This is a genomic window from Pseudomonas crudilactis (genome assembly GCF_013433315.1).
GTDB classification, from domain to species: domain Bacteria; phylum Pseudomonadota; class Gammaproteobacteria; order Pseudomonadales; family Pseudomonadaceae; genus Aquipseudomonas; species Aquipseudomonas crudilactis.
On record NZ_WXVV01000032.1, the window covers coordinates 60,769 to 81,834 of the forward strand.

Sequence of the window (21,066 nt, forward strand, 5' to 3'; positions counted from 1 at the left end):
TCTAAGACCGAGGCGCCACCTTCGCGAGCAAGCTCGCTCCCACAGGATTTGTGTTTGACGCAAATTCAAAGTGGGAGCGAGCTTGCTCGCGAAGGCCGTTATGGGTCCTGAATTTGTGAACCGAGTTTAAGAGGTTAATCGTTTCTTAACCGCCTTATCGTTTATTCCCCCGGTGTAGACTTGCGACAACCTTCAGCCGCGAGCCGGTTGAACCATGGACATATAAAGGAAACGCGATGAGCGAGGAAACGATTCGACTGGGACGTGAGCGGCGCTTTCTGGTGCTGTTGGGCATCATCTGCCTGGCACTGATCGGTGGTGCGCTGTACATGCAGATCGTACTTGGCGAGGCACCGTGCCCACTGTGCATCTTGCAGCGCTATGCGTTGCTGCTGATCGCGCTGTTCGCGTTCATCGGCGCGGCGATGCGCAGCCGTCGCAGCATTACCGTATTCGAAGTGCTGGTGGTGCTTTGCGCGCTTGCCGGGGCGGCTGTGGCCGGGCATCACGTGTACACCCAGTTCTATCCGGCGGTGAGCTGCGGCATCGATGTACTGCAGCCGATTGTCGATGATCTGCCGCTGGCGAAGATCTTCCCGCTGGGCTTTCAGGTCGACGGTTTCTGCTCGACGCCGTACCCGCCGATCCTCGGCCTGTCGCTGGCACAGTGGGCGCTGGTGGCATTCGTGCTGGTGGTGATTCTGGTGCCGCTGCTGACCTCGCGTAACCGAAAAGCACTGCGCTGAGTCAACTATTCGGCTGTCTGGCCGATACAGAAAACGCCCCGATTTGCGGATCAGCCAATCGGGGCGTTTTTGCATTTCAGAGTGTTTGTGAAAACACCGTGACGGACGACAAGGCAGGGTGTTGCAGGTGTGCGACATGTTGTCACACGCGCGGTGTCGCAGGACGCTTCAGCGATGCGGAATCGGGCGTTGTTACAAAAAAGGATTGGTCTGTTTCGGAGTTTTTCGGCTTTAGCACGCGGGTGCCAGAGCAGGCAGTTTTAACAAGCGCTGGCATATGGCCAAAAGCCTTGGGTTATCGGGGCTTGCGCTGTTCCAGCGTTCGGAAAAAGCCGTCAGAGCTGTCTGAACTGACGCGGGTACACCTACAATTTTTGGTGTTTTTGTTGAGAATTGATTTCGATAAGATGCGGAACTTTTGCAAAAATGGCGATGGATTGTTGCTCGAACGGATAAAAATTATTTCGGGATAAGACATGGTGTATAGGGCGCTACCTATCTACAATCGCCCGCACTGAATTCCCGGCACTGTTCAGCCTTTATTAAGGAGGCGAGCAGGAAGTCGGGTGTCGAGTGAGTCGAGAGGCTTTCAAGACACCCAGGTGTCGGTGCCTTCCAACTTTCCGCACCAAATGGAATTGGTCTGTAACAAGGCCTTTGACCACGAATTCGAATAAGAACTGACCGCTGTCCCAGGTTTTGTCGAGCGTCTGACGCGCGACGGGCGGCCCTTATTCAATCCAAAGAAAATGCCAACCCTTGGCAGGGTGAAGTGTTGGCGATCAAAACCCAACTGCATTGCGCAAGCTGCTTTAGAGGTCGTGAGATGAGTAAAAACAGGTACCCCAGATTACTAGGCCTAGTGCCGCTGCTCGGCACGTTGTTGCTGGGAGGCTGCAACATGACCTTGCTCAATCCAACGGGCCAGGTCGGCCTGGAACAGCGCAACCTGATCATCACCGCGACCCTGCTGATGCTGTTGGTCGTTGTGCCGGTTATCGTCATGACCTTCCTGTTCGCCTGGAAGTACCGCGCGTCGAACAAGAACGCCGTCTACACCCCGAAATGGTCGCACTCGACCAAAATCGAAGTGGCAGTCTGGACCATCCCGGTTCTGATCATCATTGCCCTGGGTTACATCACCTACATTTCGACCCACGAACTGGACCCGTATCGTCCGATTCAGTCCGACGTCAAGCCTGTGACCATCGAAGTGGTCGCGCTGGACTGGAAGTGGCTGTTCATCTACCCGGAACAAGGCATTGCCACGGTCAACAAGATCGTGTTCCCGGCGCACACGCCAATCAACTTCAAGATCACCTCTGACGCTGTGATGAACTCGTTCTTCATCCCGGGTCTGGGCGGCCAGATCTACGCGATGGCGGGCATGCAGACCAAGCTGCACCTGATCGCTGACCGTAACGCTGAAATGGACGGTATCTCCGCCAACTACAGCGGCGCGGGTTTCACCGGTATGAAATTCAAGGCTATCTCCACCACTCAGGAAGATTTCGACGCCTGGGTAAGTGAAGTCAAGAAGTCACCTAAACAGCTTGATCAAGCTGAATACGCGGCCCTTGCCAAACCGAGCCAGAACAACCCAGTCGAGCTCTACTCCTCGGTCACGCCGAACCAGTTCCAGATCATCGTCGACAAGTACGAAGGTATGAAGCCGGGCAAGCCGCTGAAGCACGAGAAGAAAGAGAAAGAAGTGGCGGCCACGGAAATTGACTCGAGTTCGCATTCAGCTGCCGGGGCAGAGGAGTAAACGATGTTTGGTAAATTAAGTTGGGAAGCAGTCCCATTCCACGAGCCGATCGTGATGGTGACCATCGCCATGATCGCCCTCGGTGGTCTGGCGCTGTTCGCTGCAATCACCTACTTCAAGAAGTGGACCTACTTGTGGACCGAGTGGTTGACCTCGGTCGACCACAAGAAAATCGGCGTGATGTACATCATCGTCGCCATGGTCATGCTGCTGCGCGGTTTTGCCGACGCCATCATGATGCGTACCCAGTTGGCCATGGCCACCGAGGGTTCGCCTGGCTACCTGCCACCTGAACACTATGACCAGATCTTCACCGCTCACGGTGTGATCATGATCATCTTCATGGCGATGCCATTCTTCACCGGCCTGATGAACCTTGCAGTGCCGCTGCAGATCGGCGCGCGTGACGTTGCGTTCCCGTTCCTGAACTCCCTGAGCTTCTGGCTGCTGGTATCCGGCGTAGTACTGATCAACCTGTCCCTGGGCGTCGGCGAATTCGCCAAGACCGGTTGGGTTGCCTATCCACCATTGTCGGGTCTGCAATACAGCCCTGGCGTGGGCATGGACTACTACATCTGGGCGCTACAGCTATCCGGGTTAGGTACGACGCTAACGGGGGTCAACTTCCTCGCGACCGTACTGAAAATGCGTACCCCTGGCATGAAACTGATGGACATGCCGATCTTCACCTGGACCTGCACCTGGGCAAACGTTCTGATCGTGGCTTCGTTCCCGATCCTGACCGCTACCCTGGCACTGCTGACCCTTGACCGTTACATGGATTTCCACATTTTCACCAATGAACTTGGTGGCAATCCAATGATGTACGTCAACCTGTTCTGGGCATGGGGCCACCCTGAGGTTTACATCCTGATCCTGCCGGCATTCGGCATCTTCTCGGAAGTGATCTCGGCGTTCACCGGCAAGAAACTGTTCGGCCACCACTCGATGATCTACGCCTCGGGCGCGATCTCGGTACTGGGCTTCATGGTCTGGCTGCACCACTTCTTCACCATGGGTTCGGGTGCCAGCGTCAACGCCTTCTTCGGTCTGGCGACGATGCTGATTTCCATCCCGACGGGTGTGAAGCTATTCAACTGGCTGTTCACCATCTACCAGGGCCGTCTGCGCTTCACCAGCCAGGTTCTGTGGACTCTGGGCTTCATGGTGACCTTCGCCATCGGCGGCATGACCGGCGTACTGCTGGCCATCCCGGGTGCTGACTTCGTTCTGCACAACAGCCTGTTCGTGATCGCGCACTTCCACAACGTGATCATCGGCGGTGCGGTATTCGGTTACATCGCAGGTTTCGCGTTCTACTTCCCGAAAGCGTTCGGCTTCAAGCTGCACGAAGGTTGGGGTAAAGCAGCGTTCTGGTTCTGGATCTCGGGCTTCTTCGTCGCGTTCATGCCGCTCTATGCACTGGGCTTCATGGGCATGACCCGTCGTCTGAACGCCACTACCAACCCTGAGTGGGTACCGTACCTGTACGTTGCCATGTTCGGTGCGGTGATGATCGCTGTCGGTATCGCCTGCCAGCTGATCCAGCTGTACGTGTCGGTGCGTGACCGCAACAAGCCAGAGAACGTTTGCGATCACGGTGACCCGTGGAATGCACACACCCTGGAATGGTCGACCTCGTCGCCACCTCCGTTCTACAACTTTGCTGTGCTGCCTAAGGCTGACTGCATCGACCCGTTCACCGAAGCCAAGGAAAACGGTACTGCGTACCAGCGTCCGGCCAAGTACGAGCCGATCCACATGCCGAACAACACCGCCACTGGCGTGGTGATGGGCGCACTGTTGACCGTCTTCGGTTTCGCGATGATCTGGCACATCTGGTGGTTGGCGATCGCCAGCCTGGCCGGCACCGTCATCTACTTCGTGATCCACGCTGCACGTGACGACCAGGGCTATATGGTTCCGGTTGAAACGATCGAGCGTATCGAAGCCGAGCAGCACAAGCGTCTGGTCGCGGCAGGGAAAATCCCGGCCGGTGCCACCCGTGTTGAAACCTCGTTGGAACAGGCTTAAACCATGTCGAACTTAGTGACCAATGTTGGACACGCCCATGGTGACCATGGGCACGATGACCATCACCACGACTCGGGCGAGATGACCGTATACGGTTTCTGGCTCTACCTGATGACCGACTGCATTCTGTTTGCGTCGATCTTCGCGGTGTACGCAGTACTGGTAAACAACGTAGCCGGTGGCCCAGCGGGCCACGACATCTTCGAACTGCCATACGTGCTGGGCGAAACCGCTCTGCTGTTGTTCAGTTCGATCACCTACGGCTTCGCCATGCTGGCGTTGTTCAAAGGCAAGAAGCAGCAGGTTCTGGGTTGGTTGTTCATGACCTTCCTGCTGGGCGCAGGCTTTATCGCCATGGAGATCAACGAGTTCCACCTGCTGATCTCCGAGGGCTTCGGTCCTAGCCGTTCGGGCTTCCTGTCGGCGTTCTTCACCCTGGTTGGTACCCACGGTCTGCACGTGTCCGCTGGTCTGATCTGGATGGGCATCATGATGTACCAGGTCAACAAGCACGGCCTGACGGCGACCAACAAGACCCGTCTGAGCTGCCTGAGCCTGTTCTGGCACTTCCTGGACGTGGTGTGGATCTGCGTATTCACCGTTGTTTACCTGATGGGGACTCTGTAATGGCTAATGCACACTCCCATGACAGCCATGATGCTGGCCACGGCAGCGTAAAGTCGTACGCCATTGGCTTCATCCTGTCGGTGATCCTGACCGTCATCCCATTCGGTCTGGTGATGTACCCGAGCCTGCCGAAGGCCACCACACTGGCAATCGTTCTGCTGTTCGCAGTGATCCAGGTGATTGTTCACCTGTATTACTTCCTGCACCTGGACCGTTCCATTGCTCAGCGTAACAACGTGATTGCATTCGTCTTTACGGCGATCGTGATCGTGCTGCTGGTTGGCCTGTCGTTGTGGATCATGTTCAGCATCCACACCTACATGATGGCGAAGTGAGGTAAGACCCGATGTCGCTCAAGCACTTTATCCAAATCACCAAACCGGGGATCATTTTCGGTAACGTGCTTTCTGTGGCAGGCGGGTTCTTCCTGGCCTCGAAAGGGCATGTCGATCTGGCGGTGTTTCTGGCTGCCATGATCGGTACATCCCTGGTTGTCGCCTCCGGTTGCGTGTTCAACAACTGCATCGACCGCGACATCGACCTGAAGATGGAACGCACCAAGAACCGGGTGCTGGTACAGGGCTTGATCTCCCTGAAACTGGCCCTGGTCTACGCGACCATCCTTGGTGTTCTCGGCGTTGCATTGTTGTACAAGGTGGCCAACCCGTTGGCCGCTCTGTTCGCGGTGATCGGCTTCATCATCTACGTCGGCTTCTACAGCCTGTACCTCAAGCGCAAGTCGGTTCACGGCACGCTGGTGGGCAGTCTGTCGGGCGCCATGCCGCCAGTGATCGGTTACGTTGCCGTAACCAACAGCTTCGACATGGCCGCGCTGACGTTGCTGGTGATGTTCAGCCTGTGGCAGATGCCGCATTCCTACGCCATCGCGATCTTCCGCTTCAACGATTACCTGGCCGCATCGATTCCGGTGCTGCCAGTGAAGCGCGGGATTCAAGTGGCCAAGAAGCACATCCTGCTCTACATCCTGGCGTTCCTCGTAGCGACCTTGATGCTGACCTTCAGCGGTTACGCCGGCATGAGCTACCTCGCCGTCGCCGCGGCCATGGGCATGTACTGGTTGTACATGGCCTGGACCGGCTACAAAGCGGTGGATGACACGGTCTGGGCACGCAAGCTGTTCGTGTTCTCGATCTTCACCATCACTGCGTTGAGCGTCATGATGTCCCTGGACTTCAAAGTGCCCGCAGAGCTGCTGCTGACGTACGCGCCGTAAGGCTCAAAGGCTTGAAGAAAAACCCCGCACATTGAGAGATGTGCGGGGTTTTTTGTTTATCTGGAGCCGGATTTGTTGATAGTCTGTCTGTAGGCGATTTGCCTATAGTTTGCACATGCGAACCGTATTCTTTGAAACAACGATATTTACCACAAGCGTTGGTCAGTACCTGACAGACGATGAGTACCGAGAACTGCAGGCTTATATGCAGGGCAATCCGTTGGCAGGCGATGTGATGCCCCGAACGGGTGGATTCAGAAAACTACGCTGGGCTGATGCTCGACGTGGCAAGGGCCGACGAGGCGGCTTGCGGGTCATCTATTATTGGCTTATGAATGATGGTCAGTTCTGGATGTTTGCAATTTACGACAAAGATGAGCTTGATAATCTGACTGCCGAGCAAGAAAAGGCGCTCAAAAAAGCCATAGATAAAGAGTTGAAAACACGAGGTACCCCATGAAAAAACGCGACCTGTTTGCAGAGTTGATGCAGGGCGTTGATGAGATGGCGGCTCAACGCGAAGGAAAAATTACCCTGCGCAATACAGTGCTTGAGGACAAACCAGTCCCGGAAGTCGGAGCCCAAGAAATCGTGGCTTTGAGAGAAAGGTTACATATGTCTCAAGCCGTCTTTGCCAAACGAATCAGGGCGAGTCCCAGCACTCTGAGAAACTGGGAGCAGGAAAAGTCAAAGCCAAATGCTCAAGCTGCTTTGTTGATCCGTTTGGTTGAAAAATTCCCTGACATGGTTGACCGCCTGAGCGCCGTTTAACGACAAAGTCATTTAAATTTAAAGCCCCATTACTTCGAAAGAGGTGTGGGGCTTTTGTTTTCCGTGACTGCGGGTTGCGGCGCAGTAACAAACCCCCTAGATTTGGATCCAACCATGACAGTGATAGCTCCTTGCCATTTGCGGTTGCCCATCTGTCTTAACCTGCGGTTCTTCATGCACTGATCAAAAGGCTGGGCGAAATGACTGAGAGGATGACCTGCGACGAGCGTTTTATTGCCCTGGCCCAAGAGCTGAACTACGACATTTATGGCGAGAACACCGCCGGCGGCAATTACGCGCCGCTGATCCGTCATCACGATGAGTTGTACATCAGCGGTATGGTGCCGCGCACCCACGGCAAGATTCAGTACCCCGGTCGGGTCGGGCTGGAACTGAACCTCAAGGATGCGCAAGCCGCTGCGAGTATCAGTGCGATGCGTTGTCTGGCGCTGATTGTTGATGCGGTGGGTTCGCTGGACAAGATCAAGGCGTTGTTGCGGGTCACTGTTTATGTGAAGTCGACGCCGGACTTCGTTGACCTGAGTGAAGTGGCCAACGGTGCGTCGGACGTGTTCAGTCATGTGCTTGGCGATGCCGGTCGGCACACGCGCACCACAGTCGGTGTGTATCAGTTGCCGAAGAACGCGGCGATTGAAGTGGACATGATTGTGGCGTTGCATCCTTCGGCTTGAGGGTGACTTCACGGCTTGCCCTCACCCTAACCCTCTCCCGGAGGGAGAGGGGACTGACCGAGGTGTCTTGCGCTATATATCGACCTGAGAGATTGAGGCGATTGTGGATTCGGCACCGCACTTTCATTTCGGTGCATCTCTTGAATATCTCCCGATCGGCTCCCTCTCCATCGGGAGAGGGCTGGGGTGAGGGGCGAGGATTTTCGCCTTCTCAAAAATCCCAAGCCGGGCAACAAAAAGCCCCGCCTGAATCTCAGTGCGGGGCTTTTTCGTACAACGGCCGCGCTATTACTGCGCCGCGATGCTGTACCCATCAAACGCCGTCTTCTGCTGCAACGCAGTAATGATGTTCTTGCGGTTAACTGCCTGCTCGGTACCCGCGTTGTCGACGAAGACTTCGCTTTCCAGTTCCGCTTCTTCGCCTTCACCGACGAAGGTGAAACCGAGGAACTCCAGCGCTGCACGGTCAACGTTCAGACGCGAACGCGGCGTGCGCAGCGGCAGGGTCACGCTGATACCGTCCTTGCTGATGGTGAAGATTTCGACTTCTTTTTTCTTCGCTGCCTTGCTCTTGCCGCCGCTCGGGTTGCTGATCGCCTGATGGGTCTGGTTCAGTACTTTGAGGGCCAGACCATAAACGATTTCCTGGAACGCCGGATCGTCCTTGAAGCTGGACAGGATACGGCCGATCGAAAACTTGCTGCTCAGGTCTTCAAGGGCGGCGAGGTCGGCCGCTTCAGCATCCTTCAACGCCTTGAGTTCGCCCATCAGCTCGTAGGCCTTGTCGTCATCGAAGCTGTCGTGAGCCTGACGGATCGCCGCGCGCAGCTCGCGGATCTGGTCGCTTTCGCGGGTCGACTGGAACGCGTCCAGGACCATCTCGCTGATGATTTTGGCTTGTGGCAGGTGTTGTGAAAGATTGATGGAGTTTTCGTATTCCGCTTTGGACGATTCGGTGACTACGGATTCAGCGGTGTTGAAATCGGACATTGAAATTTCACTACTTTTTAACTTGAGTGGAGATGAGAAAACCCGAGGGCTTTTTCAGGCCGACTAATTTAGGGGAGCGGCGCGGCGTTGTCACGGAGCAACGGGCCGGCGGTCTCAACTATTTGCCGGGGCTGTGCAAATTCATTGAACGCATCATCCACTGTTCGGCGCTTTGCTGATCTGTTGATAGCGAGAAGCGGAACGTCGCGCCGCGCCCGCTCATGTCCAGTAACTGGATATCACGCCCGTGCAATTGCAGGATACGGTGCACGATACGCAGCCCCAGTCCGCCATCACGCCTTGCGCCACCGATATTGAACGGGCGCAGGAACAAACCTTCGCGCAACTCGGGAGCGATGCCGGGGCCGGTGTCACTGACCGTCACATCGACCAAGGCCCCCTGATGTTTCAGATCGAATTCGATTTCGCCGCCCTGAGGGGTATGACGCAATGCGTTGTCCACCAGGTTGGTCAGTACCCGCTCGATCAACCCGAGGTCGGCGCAGACTGTTGGCAGATTGGGGACAAAATGGGCTTTGAGTTCGACCTGCCGTGCTTCCGCCGTCAGTTCGAATTTCTGGAAGATGTCCTGCACCAGGTCGATCAGGGAAAAGCGCTCCAGCACCGGTTGCACGAATCCGTGTTCCAGTCGCACCAGTTCCAGCAGCGATTGCGCCAGGCCGCCGACCTTGCGGCTTTGATCCAGAGCGATGCCCAGATAGCGTCGGCGTTCCTCGGCCGACAGCGTGGCGTCCTTTAGTTGCAGGGTTTCCAGATACCCGTGCAACGAAGCCAGCGGCGTGCGCAAGTCGTGGGAAATATTCGCCACCAATTCGCGGCGCTCCTGATCCTGTCGCGTAAGCGAGCGCCATTGTTCGCCGAGGCGGTTTTGCATCTGGCGGAAGGCAGCATCAAGTACGGCGATTTCATCCGGGTCAGCGGTTTTATCCACAGCTGTCGTTATCGGCAGAGGTTGCGGCGCGCCATCGATGTCGAAGCGGCTGACGGTTTCGGTGAATCGCAGCAATGGCCGAGTGATCAGGTTGAATGCCGTCAGACCGGCGATCAGGCACAGCAACGCGACCAGTCCAATCGATAACAATGCGGTGTTGAGCGCGGCGCTGGTGGCGCCTCGCTCGGCGTAACGATCATGTGCTTCGCTCAGCAGCACCACATACAGATAACCGGCAGCTTTACCGTTGACCTGCAACGGCGCAGCACTGAACACCTTGCGTCCATCGACACTGCGCGGGTCATCACCGAGGATCGGTAATGGCTGGTCGTCGAGCAGCTGGCGGATTGGCGCCAGATTGACCTGTTGGCGCCGCATCCTTCCTTCGGGTGCAGCGTTACCGACAATGCGCCCCTCGGTGTCGAGCAGATACACCTCGACACTGGGGTTGACCAACATCAACTGGCTGAACAATTCGCGCACGGCACCGGGCATCAGACCGTTGCTGTCCATCAGCACCGTGTCGTGGGCGATGTGTTGTGCCAGATCCCGAGACAGCCCCTGCACCACTTCCAGTTCATGCATCTGGCTGGAACGTACTTGCAGCCATGCCGATGTGCCGCAGCACACCAACAGCAGCACGGCGAATACCACGGACAGGCGCTGCGTCAGGTTCAGTTTCATGGCTGCTCGGTACCGAATTTATAGCCGCGACCCCACACGGTGAGGATGCGAGAGGGCTGGGTCGGGTCTTTTTCGATCTTCGCCCGCAGGCGATTGATGTGGGTGTTGACCGTGTGTTCGTAACCCTCGTGGCTGTAACCCCAGACCGCGTTGAGCAGATCCATGCGCGAGAACACTTTGCCCGGTTGACGGGCGAAGAAGTAGAGCAAGTCGAACTCCCGTGGCGTGAGGTCCAGGCGCTGAGCGTCGAAGCTGACTTCGCGGGTGATGGGGTCGATGGTCAACCCGTCGAGACTGAGACTGCCGGCGTCCATTTTCAGATTGCGCGCCATCGCATCGACCCGGCGCAGCAAGGCTTTGACCCGCGCCACCAGCTCGAGCATGGAGAACGGTTTGGCGAGGTAATCGTCGGCGCCCAGCTCCAGGCCAAGAATGCGGTGCAATTCACTGGAACGGGCGCTGGTAATGATGATCGGTGTGTAGCGGGCCATCGCGCGGGCGCGGCGGCAGATTTCCAGACCGTCGACCCCCGGCAACATCAGGTCGAGGATGAGTGCATCCCAGTGACCTTGCTGCAGCAGGCGCATGCCTTCGTCGCCGTCGGCGCTGTGTGTCACCTCGAATTGTTCATCCCGCAAATGCAGGCAAATCAGGTCGGCGATGTGTTGGTCATCCTCGACCACAAGGATGCGTTTGGTCTGTTCCATGGAGCTCAATCCTTCGGCGCGATAAGCGCATTGTGCGGGTTTTCCTCCGGGCGAGTTATCACGAATTCGTTAACTCCCCGTGAGGATTTGGCGATCAATCCAAGCCTAGGCTGTGTTCCATGAAGGGCATCTGGAATTTTTGGAGACGGCCATGTTTTCACGGCGACAGATTCTGTTAGCGGGCGGCGGGCTGGGGGTTGCAGCCCTGGTGGCGGGTGTATTGCCAAAATTGTCGACTGCCACGGCAGTGATCGGCGAGGCACACGCGGACGAGGCGTTCGAGGTGACACACAGCGACAGTGAATGGCACTCGATCCTGAGCGACGAGCAGTACCAGATCCTGCGTGAGGAAGGCACCGAACGGGCCTATACCAGCGCGCTCAACAACGAACATCGCACTGGCACGTTTGCCTGTGTCGGCTGTGATCTGGCGCTGTTTTCATCAGACACCAAATTCGACAGTCGTACCGGTTGGCCGAGTTTCTGGGCGCCGCTGGAACACGCGGTGGCAACGCGTCAGGACCGTTCGTTCGGCATGTCCCGCGACGAAGTTCACTGTCGCCGTTGCGGCGGCCATCTGGGCCATGTTTTCGATGACGGTCCCAAGCCCACCGGTCTGCGCTACTGCATGAACGGCCTGGCGATGACCTTCAAAGCCGTGGCGGCTTGAGTCATGACCCGCTCGCGATCTTCACTTCAGACAGGACGAATTTATGTGGCTCTTGGTTCTCGCTTATCTCGGTGGTGTGCTGACGATCGTCAGCCCGTGCATCCTGCCGGTTCTGCCTTTTGTCTTCGCTCGCACCGGGCAGCCGTTTATCAAGAGTGGCTTGCCGCTGCTGGCGGGGATGGCGGTGACCTTTGCGCTCGTCGCCTCGTTGGCGGCGGTGGGCGGCGGTTGGGTGGTTCAAGTCAATCAGTACGGGCGCTGGCTCGCGTTACTGTTCGTTGCTCTGTTCGGGCTGACCTTGCTGCTGCCGCGTGTGGCCGAGCGTCTGACCCGGCCGCTGGTGTCGGCCGGCAGTCGGCTGTCGGAGGCCGCCGGGCAGGACAATCGTCCGCGTCCCGGCGCTTCGTTTCTGATCGGCGTCGCCACGGGGCTGCTCTGGGCACCTTGCGCCGGGCCGATCCTGGGGCTGATTCTGACCGGCGCCGCGCTGCAAGGGGCAAGCATCGCCACCACGCTGTTGTTGCTCGCCTACGCGGCGGGTGCCGCCACCTCGCTCGCCGCAGCGCTGTTGCTGGGCGGTAAGGTTTTTGCGCTGATGAAACGCTCGATTGGCACCGGTGAGTGGATCCGTCGGGGTCTGGGCGTATTGATGTTGGCCGGCGTCGCGGCCATTTCGCTGGGGCTCGATACCGGGGTTCTCGCACGGTTATCGACGGCTTCCACCGGTGGCCTGGAGCAGGCGCTGGTCGGCAAGCTGTCTGGCAAATCTGCCAAGGCGAGCGGCACGATGATGGCGCAGGTTCCTGCTGAAGAAGGCGCTGCGAACGGCAGCATGATGGCCGCTGGTGGTGCAATGAAAATGGCCGCGAAGGCTCCGGGCACTTTACCGGTCGAAGGTCAGTTGCCGCCGCTTGATGGCGCCGTCCAATGGCTCAACTCAGCGCCGCTTGATGCCCAAGCGTTGAAAGGCAAAGTGGTGCTGGTGGATTTCTGGACTTACTCCTGCATCAACTGCTTGCGCACTTTGCCGTATGTCAAAGCCTGGGCTGAAAAGTATCGCGATCAAGGGCTGGTAGTGATCGGTGTGCACGCGCCGGAATTCGCCTTCGAGCGTGATGTGGGCAACGTCACCAAAGCCATGAAGGAATTGGGTATCAACTACCCGGTCGCCATCGATAACGACTACAAGATCTGGCGTGCTTTCAACAACGAATATTGGCCAGCGCATTACTTTGCCGACGCTCAGGGACGCATTCGTTACCACCATTTTGGCGAAGGGGACTACGCCGAGTCGGAACGCGTCATACAACAGTTGCTGCGTGAGGCGGGTGCGAAAACCGTGGCGGACGGCTTGATCAATGCTGACGCCAAGGGCGTGCAACTGGCGCCGGACATGAACGAAGTGCAGTCACCGGAAACCTATGTCGGCTACCAGCGTGCGGAACATTTCGTACCGGAAACCAGCCTCGTGCCTGACAAGGTCGCGGCCTACAACCCGCCGGACAAACTGGCACTCAATGACTGGAGCCTCGGCGGTCAATGGTCGGTGGGTGCCGAGCGTGCCACGGCCAGTGCACCGGTCAGTCGTATCGTTTATCGCTTCCATGCCCGCGACTTGCATCTGGTGCTCGGTCCGGCAGCGGACGGCAAACCCGTGCGCTTCAAGGTGATGATCGATGGCCAGGTTCCGGGCGATGCCCATGGCGTCGATGTCGCTCCTGACGGCACTGGCCATGTGACCGAACAACGCCTGTATCAATTGGTGCGGCAAAACGACGGCGTGCAGGACCGAACCTTCACCATCGAATTTCTCGACCCGGGCGTATCGGCTTACGCCTTTACCTTCGGTTGATCAGGAGTCATTGAAATGAAAATCACATGGCGTCGCGTGTTGCTGGGGGTTGCAGTGGCCGGAGTGATTGGCCAGGTTTCGGCGTTCTCCTTTGGGGGCGAGGATGCTGTGCTGATTCCGCCACCAACTCTTGATGAAGTGACCCAGGCGCACAGCGAAACTGCCGTGTTCGCGGGTGGCTGCTTCTGGGGTGTGCAGGGTGTTTTCCAGCACGTCAAAGGCGTGCAGAAAGCCGTCTCGGGTTACGCCGGCGGCGCGGCCAATACGGCGGAATATGAGCGTGTCAGCGAAGGCGATACCGGCCACGCCGAGTCAGTTCAGGTCACCTTCGATCCGACTCAGGTGAGCTATGGCAGCCTGTTGCAGATCTACTTTTCGGTAGCGCACAACCCAACTGAGCTCAATCGCCAAGGCCCGGACAGCGGCACTCAGTATCGTTCGGCACTGTTCCCGGTCAACGCCGATCAGCAGAAGGTCGCGCAGGCCTACATCGCCCAATTGGATGCGGCTCACGCCTACAGCAAACCCATTGTCACCAAACTGGAAAGCTATAACGGCTTCTATCCGGCAGAGGACTATCACCAGGATTTCCTGAACGAGCACCCGAGCTATCCGTACATCGTGATCAACGACATGCCGAAAGTGGCGAATCTGAAGCAGGTGTTTGCGCAGCGTTATCAGGAGAAACCGGTGTTGGTGAGGGACGGGTCGTGATCAAGGCTCGTTATTTGAGCCTCGGTCGCTCCATGGCAATCACTGACGTCTCGAAACCCAGGCTGGCAAAAAATGCCTCGGCGCCTTCTCGCCCGGCACGTAGCATCCAGGTGATGTCGGGGTTATCGCCCATGACATGTTTAACCAGTCTGCGGCCAATGCCTGCGCGCCGATGCTGGCCATCGACCACGACCATCGAAAGATAGCCGTTGCACAAACCATCGCTGATGCCTCGGGCGAAGCCGACGACCTGGGTACCGTGCAGGGCAATCACCGTGCGTTGAGAGTTCTTGATGAGTTGCGCGAAATGCTCGCTGGAACGGGTTCGGTGAGCCCAGCCGTTTTGGCCGAGGAACAGTCGTACCGGCTCCACTTCGTCAGGCAGCAGGTCGCGTACGGTCAGATTGCTATTCATCTACGGTTCGACTCCTTGTCAGTTGTCGCTCGATATCATTATCTGCCCCACGTCTGCATCGCAAATTCGACGAAGCGGCGCAGCTTCGGCAGGCGATAGCGATCCGGAGCATAAAGCAAATGCAGGGGGCGGCTGGGCGGTTGATAGTCGGGAACGACGGTCACCAGTTTGCCGTCGCGCAGATCCTGTTCCACCAGCGCATCCGGCAGCATCACGATGCCCATGCCGGTGCGGGCAGCCTGATGCAAGCCGGCAGAAGTATTCATAAGCATCGGCCCGCTGACGTCGACGAGAATTTCTCCCTCCGGGCCGCCGAGGCGCCAGCGTTTTTCCACCGATTGCCAATCGTCGCCGGCAGGGTAGGCGAACGACAGGCAGTCGTGTTGTTGCAGGTCTTCAGGGGTTTGCGGCATGCCGCGACGGGCCACATATTGCGGGGAGGCGCAGACGGTCAGTGTGTAATCGATCAGAGGGCGGGCGATCAGATTCGACTCCTCGAAGTGCCCCAGCCGAAACGCCACGTCCAGACCGCTTTCGAGCAGATCCGGGCGGCTGTTGGTCAGCACCACATCGAGTTTGACCTGCGGGTACTGCAGGGAGAATTCGCTGAGCGCCGGCGCCAGACGCTCTACGCCAAAGGTCAGTGGTGCAGTAATGCGCAGCAGGCCACGAGGCTCATCGAGTGCTTGTTCCGCCAAGCGTTCGGAGTCGGCCACCAGTCCCAGGACATCCAGACAACGTTGGTAATAAACGCTGCCGAATTCAGTCAGCCGCTGGCGCCGCGTCGTGCGTTGCAGCAGTTGCACACCGAGCCGCTGCTCCAGCGCGCGCAGGTGATTGCCGACCATGGTCGTCGACATGTCGCACTGCAACGCGGCCGCTGTCATGCTCCCGGCTTCGACGACTTTGACGTAGACGCTCATCGACTGGAACAGGTCCATTATCAAGCCCTGCTTTTAAATGAATGAAGTTTTCCCGAGTTTATCCAGTTTCGGTGGCTAACCATACTGCCAGCACACCGACCTTCACTGGAGTTTGAAGTCATGACCGCCGCCCTGATGAACACCTACCAACCGCTGGCCCTGAGTTTCACCAAAGGCCTCGGCGCCCGCCTGTGGGATCAGGCCGGTCGCGAGTACCTGGATGCGGTTGCCGGAGTCGCGGTGACCAACGTCGGCCACTCGCACCCGCGTATCGTTTCGGCGATCAGCGAGCAGGCCGGGTTGCTGCTGCACACGTCGAATCTGTACAGCATTGACTGGCAGCTACAACTGGCGAAACGGCTGACTGAGCTGTCGGGGATGGAGCGCGCGTTCTTCAATAATTCGGGGGCCGAGGCCAATGAAACGGCGCTGAAACTCGCGCGTTTGTACGGCTGGCGCAAAGGCATCGAACAGCCGCTGGTGGTGGTCATGGCCAACGCGTTCCATGGCCGCACACTTGGCACTTTGTCGGCCAGCGATGGCCCGGCGGTGCGCCTGGGTTTCAACGAATTGCCGGGGGATTTCCTCAAAGTGCCGTTCGGTGATCTCGCGGCGCTCGAGCAGGCGCAGAAAAAGCACGGCGAGCGCATCGTGGCAATTCTGGTCGAGCCGATTCAGGGCGAAAGCGGCGTGCAGCTCGCGCCCTCCGGTTATTTGAAAGCCCTGCGCGAACTGTGCAATCGCCATGCGTGGTTATTGATGCTTGATGAAATCCAGACCGGTATCGGCCGCACCGGGCGCTGGTTCGCCTTTCAGCATGAAGGCATCGTTCCGGATGTCATGACCCTGGCAAAAGGACTGGGCAATGGAGTGCCGATCGGCGCTTGCCTGGCACGGGGCCGGGCGGCGGATCTGTTCACCCCCGGCAGCCATGGCAGCACCTTCGGCGGCAATCCACTCGCGTGCCGGGTCGGTTGCACGGTGCTGGACATCATCGAAGAACAGAGCCTGTTGGAAAACGCCCGGGTTCAGGGAGAACGGTTACTAACTCGTCTGCGTGCAGAGCTGGCGGACAATCCCAATGTGCTGGCGATTCGTGGTCAGGGCTTGATGATCGGTATCGAGCTGAAACAACCAGTGCGTGATCTGACCCTGATCGCCGCGCGGGATCATGGGCTGTTGATCAACGTCACGCGGGGCAAGACGATACGGCTGCTGCCACCGTTGACGATTGATGAGCGGGAGGTGGAGATGATTGTCAGAGGTGTGGGGCGAGCGCTGATTGCGCATTGATCGCTGGCAAGCAGCACTGTGGGAGCGAGCAGGCTCGCTCCCACATTTTCGGTGCAGGCCTTAGTCCGGATAATCCGCCAGATCCGGCGCGAGCATCCGCGTCTTCGCCGCGCCATTGGAATTGTGTTGAATGATCTCGCGCGGCTGCCCCTGTTCATTGAAAAACACCTGACCGATCCCCGCCGAATTCCATAGACGTTCGCCAGCCTCTGCATGTTCCGGCGTGTACGGCACGATGCGCATTCGTCGGCGTTTGGTGAACCAGTTCAGCGGTGAGCGTGGCGAGTAGAGCCAGCGGTTGAGGCGGTCGAACCACTCCAGCAGCGTTTTCGGAAACTCGTTCTTGATGCCGCTGCTGGTGATCTGCCAGATCCGTGGCCCGGCCTTGCGGTGGCGAATAAGTACTTCGTAGACGAAGGAATAATGCACATCGCCGGACAGCACCACGTAGTTACCCGGTGTGCGCGAGTGGCGAAAAATGTTCAGGATCACCTGCGCGGCGCCGCGATGGGCCATCCAGTTCTCCGCGTCGACCAGCAGCGGATAACCGCACCAACTGAAAACCTTCTGCACGGTTTCAATCAGCTTCACGCCGAAGATCGGCGCCGGCGACACGATGATCGCTGACGGGTGATCGAGCAACTCCTGCTGCAGTTCGCTCAGCGCCTCCCAATCGAGCAGGCCCGAGGGTTGCTTGAGCGCCATCTCACTGCGCCAGCGCCGGGTGCGCGTGTCGATGACCACCAGCGCCGGACTGCTCGGCAGGACGAAATGCCAATGCTGAAAGCGCAGCAGTTCATCGATCAAAGCATCCTGCACCGGGCTGTCGATATACCGATCTTCACCGCTGGCGCTCAGCTCCAAGGTTTTCTCCAGCACGTCCTTGAATGCATCGGGATTGTTGCCCCAGCCCTGGCACAACATATAGGCGATCAGCGCATTGCCGATAATGCGTTTGGAGAACGGGTGGCCGTAGGCCGTTTCCTCCCATTGTGCGGAAAGGTTCCAGTCATCGGTGATGTCGTGATCGTCGAATATCATCAGGCTCGGCAGATGCGCCAGTGCGCGGGCGACCTTGCCCAGTCCAGCCTTGAAGGCGTCAATGCGAGTCTGTTCGAGGGCGTAGCGCTTGAGGCGTTCGGACGTCAGTTCGGGCGCTTGCGGGTCGATCAGCGACCAGGCCGTCGGCGACCACACCAGCAAGTACATCGCCATGACTTCGGCGAAGGTCACCAAGTGATTGTCAGCGCTACTGCTGGTGAAAATCGGCTTGCGTGCACCGCCGAAAAATCGCTCGCGCAATGTCTCGTTGCTCTCCAGCGCCGGTAACAAGTCCGCACGGTGGTAGTAACTGGCCGGATGTTCATAGAGCTTGGCGCTGTCGCTGACCACTGCGCCTTCGAGATGTTCGTCGAACAAGCCAAGACGTTCGATCAAGGCATGAGTCGCCCGCAACATCGGGCCGGCGACATCGTCGGCGTAAACCTGGTCGCCGCTCATCATCAGCAAGGCCGGGCGTTGTTGCGGGTCGGCTTCGCTCGCCAATAGCTGATCGACGCAAAGCAAACCATCCGCCGCCGGGTGATGCGGTTTGCGGCAGGAGCCGTGCAGCAGTTGGTCGATCCGCGAGCGCAGGACGAAGTTCGGGCAGCTTGCATCGCCGTACAGCAGATGCGCCGCCCAGTCAGCGATGCCAGTGGTGTCGTCGATCAGCAGGTCATAGTCGATTGGCGTATCGCAGGGCAGGGCGTTTTCGAGAGCAACATCGATAAGATGAACAAACGCCTGGCGACCTACGGGAATGACCGTGCATTTCCCGGCGCAGAGAGGAATGTCTCCTACACCTTGCAAGCGCAAGGTCAGCGACAATGGCCGCGTGCCGACCAGCCACATGACCACGCGCGTTGGCTCCAGCCGTCGCAGCAGAGGGCCGGCCAGAACAGGAGGCAACGGGATCAGGTCATCGGGTGTTGGAGACATCGAGGGTAAAGCTCAAGGCGCACAGGCCGGCGATGATAGCGCAGGCGGCGCCTTGAACCCTTAAATGAGCCTTAAGAGTCGGCTTTTTGCAGTTTCAGCGCCAACAGACGCCATTGCGCAGGTAGGGCGTCAGCTCGAGGCTGTTCTTGCACCGAGCAATCGAAACGGTAGGCGACATCGTCGCCGTTCATGTTGCGCGCGGTGACGGTGCTGCTGAAGGTGTAGACCTGATCCTTGAAGCGGTGGCTGACTAGCGCTTTGCTGTCAGCGAAACGCGCCGAAGCGGGAAAGCGCAACGTGCTGGTCACAAACGGGCTGCACATGACATACGCGATCATTGACTTGTCGGCCTGTGCGTCGCCGCGCAGTTTCTTGTTCAGCGCTGCCAGGGCCATGCGCCCCTGATAGTCGCTTTGATCCAGCACGGTCTGTAACCCGATCGATTTCGGCGCCCGGCTGGCATAGTTCGGCAACAATGCCGAGTCGGCAGGAGATGGCTTGTCGTCCTGCTCGATGGCAGCAAAAACGGGCGCATCTTTCAGCTCCGCGGCGGGCATTACAGATTCGGCTTCAGGCAACAGAGAGGTCGGCTCGGCAACTTGCGTGACCGTGTTTTCAGTCTGCGCCGCTTCGTAATCATGCGACGAAGGAAACAACGACAAGGTGATCGACAGCACCACCAGCGCAACGATGAAGCCGCCCGCTGCGCCGACGATGTTGCCGTAGAAAATATTCCAGCTGCCTCGGTTTTTTACCACCCAGCGCCACATGAAACCCCAGACCGCGACAAATGCCAGAAAATGCAGAAACTCCATTCGATCCTTTCCTTAACTTTCGATAGCCGACAACAGGCATTCGCAGCGAGCGCCGCGATGATGGGCAGCACGATACCAAAACAGGTTAAACGTTGAGAGCAAAGAAACTCATCTGCCTGTCAGCACCCGCTCTTTGCGCCTGTTCTGTGTGAGCACACTGGCTGTTGCAACGATCCCGGTGGTCGCCGTCTGGAAAGAAGGCGAAGTTAAGTACGTGGCAGTGGTAGCGGTCGATCGGTGGAGAAGGGTGACTACATAGATGAACGGGGTGAGCTTCAATACTAGGGGTGGAAAAAGCTGGTCGGTGCCGATGGGGCTGCGACGGATATTCGAGCGCTGAAAGCTCATCGCTGAAGTATCGGACTGATTTGCTTTTCGTCGCAGGGGAAAGTGAAGTTCGAATTCACGGCGAAGACTTCAATGGTGGGAACGTCGAAGTACATTCAAAGCATCTTCTATAAAGGCCCAGTCCAATCACAAGATGTCTTTCAGATAACCCTTGAGCGCGAGAAGCGGTTGATTCAACTGCTCCATCGACCGTACCTCGCCGAAATCGGCTGACAACTTGTGCAGTTCGCGCCCCAGGGGTTTCTCTGCACCCCCCAAGGCATCCATCGCCAACCCCAGGCACTGATTCAATTTGAACTGAATGGTCTCGACATCTCCGCGTCTCACCAGCAATTCGAATACGTCTTTCTGGTAATCCCCCATAACAAGGTCGTCGCGCAAAATCGGGCTCAGGCCTTCTTCCTCGTAAGCCAGCTTGAGGGAGAAAAGGGCGACTGTTTCCAGTGACGTTTCCATGATTTAAGTCCTAGCTGCTGTTTTCAGGTTTCGAAGGTGAGTCATCGTTTAGCAAAGCAATCAGGTTTGGTGCGGTTTGCCGCGCCGTTGTGGGCGCCCATCGATCCAGATCAGTCTGTGGTGGCAGGCAGAAAACGGTCGGTGCTCTGTGAAAACATTTTAAGACAGATGCGGCGATAAAAGTCGCTGCAAAAAACACGCAACCAAGCAAAATCCGATCTGCTATCTAATCGGACGTTCGCGGATTCAAATTGAAGGTCAGGGCTCAAAAGCGAAATTAACGGTTGACGGCAGATTTCAGATGTCTATAATTCGCCCCACTTCCGGCGCAGTCGAAACGGAAAACTCCTTGAGATTCAATGAGTTATGTAGGTTTCGGCAGCAGGTTGCTTCAG

At 57.7% G+C, this 21,066-nt stretch carries 21 protein-coding genes; 13 read left to right on the plus strand and 8 right to left on the minus strand.

What is annotated here, in order from left to right; translation table 11 throughout:
- The first annotated feature begins 236 nt into the window (after window positions 1-236).
- The 9 genes from GTU76_RS27285 (at window position 237) to GTU76_RS27325 (ending at window position 7,872) form a co-directional block, all read left to right on the plus strand.
- Window positions 237-746 (plus strand): disulfide bond formation protein B, encoded by a 510-nt coding sequence (locus GTU76_RS27285; RefSeq protein WP_016985610.1) that lies wholly within the window; start codon window positions 237-239, stop codon window positions 744-746.
- A gap of 826 nt (window positions 747-1,572) precedes the next feature.
- Entirely contained in the window at window positions 1,573-2,514 is a 942-nt protein-coding gene (gene cyoA / locus GTU76_RS27290) for a ubiquinol oxidase subunit II (protein WP_007916947.1), read from the plus strand.
- A gap of 3 nt (window positions 2,515-2,517) precedes the next feature.
- Window positions 2,518-4,548, plus strand: coding sequence for a cytochrome o ubiquinol oxidase subunit I (gene cyoB / locus GTU76_RS27295; RefSeq protein ID WP_007916945.1), 2,031 nt, complete (start codon window positions 2,518-2,520; stop codon window positions 4,546-4,548).
- Between the two features lie 3 nt (window positions 4,549-4,551).
- On the plus strand, window positions 4,552-5,175 hold the full coding sequence (gene cyoC / locus GTU76_RS27300) for a cytochrome o ubiquinol oxidase subunit III (protein ID WP_016985612.1): 624 nt from the start codon (window positions 4,552-4,554) through the stop codon (window positions 5,173-5,175).
- Window positions 5,175-5,510 (plus strand): cytochrome o ubiquinol oxidase subunit IV, encoded by a 336-nt coding sequence (gene cyoD / locus GTU76_RS27305; protein ID WP_007916940.1) that lies wholly within the window; start codon window positions 5,175-5,177, stop codon window positions 5,508-5,510. Before cyoC ends, cyoD begins: the two co-directional genes overlap by 1 nt.
- An 11-nt stretch (window positions 5,511-5,521) precedes the next feature.
- Window positions 5,522-6,409, plus strand: coding sequence for a heme o synthase (gene cyoE / locus GTU76_RS27310; protein WP_007916939.1), 888 nt, complete (start codon window positions 5,522-5,524; stop codon window positions 6,407-6,409).
- A gap of 115 nt (window positions 6,410-6,524) precedes the next feature.
- On the plus strand, window positions 6,525-6,869 hold the full coding sequence (locus GTU76_RS27315; protein WP_016985613.1) for a hypothetical protein: 345 nt from the start codon (window positions 6,525-6,527) through the stop codon (window positions 6,867-6,869).
- Entirely contained in the window at window positions 6,866-7,180 is a 315-nt protein-coding gene (locus tag GTU76_RS27320) for a helix-turn-helix domain-containing protein (protein WP_016985614.1), read from the plus strand. The genes GTU76_RS27315 and GTU76_RS27320 overlap by 4 nt, the downstream gene beginning before the upstream one ends.
- Before the next feature lie 200 nt (window positions 7,181-7,380).
- Entirely contained in the window at window positions 7,381-7,872 is a 492-nt protein-coding gene (locus GTU76_RS27325) for a RidA family protein (RefSeq protein WP_016985615.1), read from the plus strand.
- A 288-nt stretch (window positions 7,873-8,160) separates the two neighbouring features.
- On the opposite strand, the gene GTU76_RS27330 is transcribed toward GTU76_RS27325, so the two are convergent.
- The 3 genes from GTU76_RS27330 to GTU76_RS27340 all read right to left on the minus strand — a co-directional run bounded on the left by GTU76_RS27330 (window position 8,161) and on the right by GTU76_RS27340 (window position 11,205).
- Window positions 8,161-8,862, minus strand: coding sequence for a hypothetical protein (locus GTU76_RS27330; protein WP_016985616.1), 702 nt, complete (start codon window positions 8,860-8,862; stop codon window positions 8,161-8,163).
- A 118-nt stretch (window positions 8,863-8,980) separates the two neighbouring features.
- Window positions 8,981-10,498: a sensor histidine kinase gene (locus GTU76_RS27335; RefSeq protein ID WP_180700017.1), complete on the minus strand. Its 1,518-nt coding sequence runs from the start codon at window positions 10,496-10,498 to the stop codon at window positions 8,981-8,983.
- Window positions 10,495-11,205: a response regulator transcription factor gene (locus tag GTU76_RS27340; RefSeq protein ID WP_175553256.1), complete on the minus strand. Its 711-nt coding sequence runs from the start codon at window positions 11,203-11,205 to the stop codon at window positions 10,495-10,497. Before GTU76_RS27340 ends, GTU76_RS27335 begins: the two co-directional genes overlap by 4 nt.
- A gap of 151 nt (window positions 11,206-11,356) precedes the next feature.
- Between GTU76_RS27340 and msrB the strand changes: the two genes are divergently transcribed.
- Genes msrB through msrA form a run of 3 tightly spaced genes read left to right on the plus strand, consistent with a single transcriptional unit; the run spans window position 11,357 to window position 14,441 of the window.
- Window positions 11,357-11,875: a peptide-methionine (R)-S-oxide reductase MsrB gene (gene msrB, locus GTU76_RS27345; protein WP_175553257.1), complete on the plus strand. Its 519-nt coding sequence runs from the start codon at window positions 11,357-11,359 to the stop codon at window positions 11,873-11,875.
- A 43-nt stretch (window positions 11,876-11,918) separates the two neighbouring features.
- Window positions 11,919-13,727, plus strand: a complete 1,809-nt coding sequence (locus GTU76_RS27350) for a cytochrome c biogenesis protein DipZ (protein ID WP_180700018.1) — start codon at window positions 11,919-11,921, stop codon at window positions 13,725-13,727.
- A gap of 15 nt (window positions 13,728-13,742) precedes the next feature.
- Window positions 13,743-14,441: a peptide-methionine (S)-S-oxide reductase MsrA gene (gene msrA, locus GTU76_RS27355; RefSeq protein ID WP_180700019.1), complete on the plus strand. Its 699-nt coding sequence runs from the start codon at window positions 13,743-13,745 to the stop codon at window positions 14,439-14,441.
- Window positions 14,442-14,451: 10 nt separating this feature from the next.
- On the opposite strand, the gene GTU76_RS27360 is transcribed toward msrA, so the two are convergent.
- Window positions 14,452-14,856, minus strand: coding sequence for a GNAT family N-acetyltransferase (locus GTU76_RS27360; RefSeq protein ID WP_180700020.1), 405 nt, complete (start codon window positions 14,854-14,856; stop codon window positions 14,452-14,454).
- 38 nt (window positions 14,857-14,894) lie between these two features.
- Entirely contained in the window at window positions 14,895-15,797 is a 903-nt protein-coding gene (locus GTU76_RS27365; protein ID WP_180700021.1) for a LysR family transcriptional regulator, read from the minus strand.
- Window positions 15,798-15,899: 102 nt separating this feature from the next.
- On the opposite strand from GTU76_RS27365, the gene GTU76_RS27370 reads away from it, so the two are divergent.
- Complete coding sequence (locus GTU76_RS27370; RefSeq protein WP_180700022.1) at window positions 15,900-17,072, plus strand: acetylornithine transaminase; 1,173 nt, start codon at window positions 15,900-15,902, stop codon at window positions 17,070-17,072.
- Window positions 17,073-17,132: 60 nt separating this feature from the next.
- On the opposite strand, the gene GTU76_RS27375 is transcribed toward GTU76_RS27370, so the two are convergent.
- The 3 genes from GTU76_RS27375 to GTU76_RS27385 form a co-directional block, all read right to left on the minus strand.
- On the minus strand, window positions 17,133-19,052 hold the full coding sequence (locus tag GTU76_RS27375) for an alkaline phosphatase D family protein (RefSeq protein WP_180700023.1): 1,920 nt from the start codon (window positions 19,050-19,052) through the stop codon (window positions 17,133-17,135).
- Window positions 19,053-19,123: 71 nt separating this feature from the next.
- On the minus strand, window positions 19,124-19,867 hold the full coding sequence (locus tag GTU76_RS27380; protein WP_016983456.1) for a hypothetical protein: 744 nt from the start codon (window positions 19,865-19,867) through the stop codon (window positions 19,124-19,126).
- Between the two features lie 474 nt (window positions 19,868-20,341).
- Entirely contained in the window at window positions 20,342-20,671 is a 330-nt protein-coding gene (locus tag GTU76_RS27385) for a hypothetical protein (protein ID WP_016983455.1), read from the minus strand.
- Window positions 20,672-21,066: the final 395 nt, after the last annotated feature.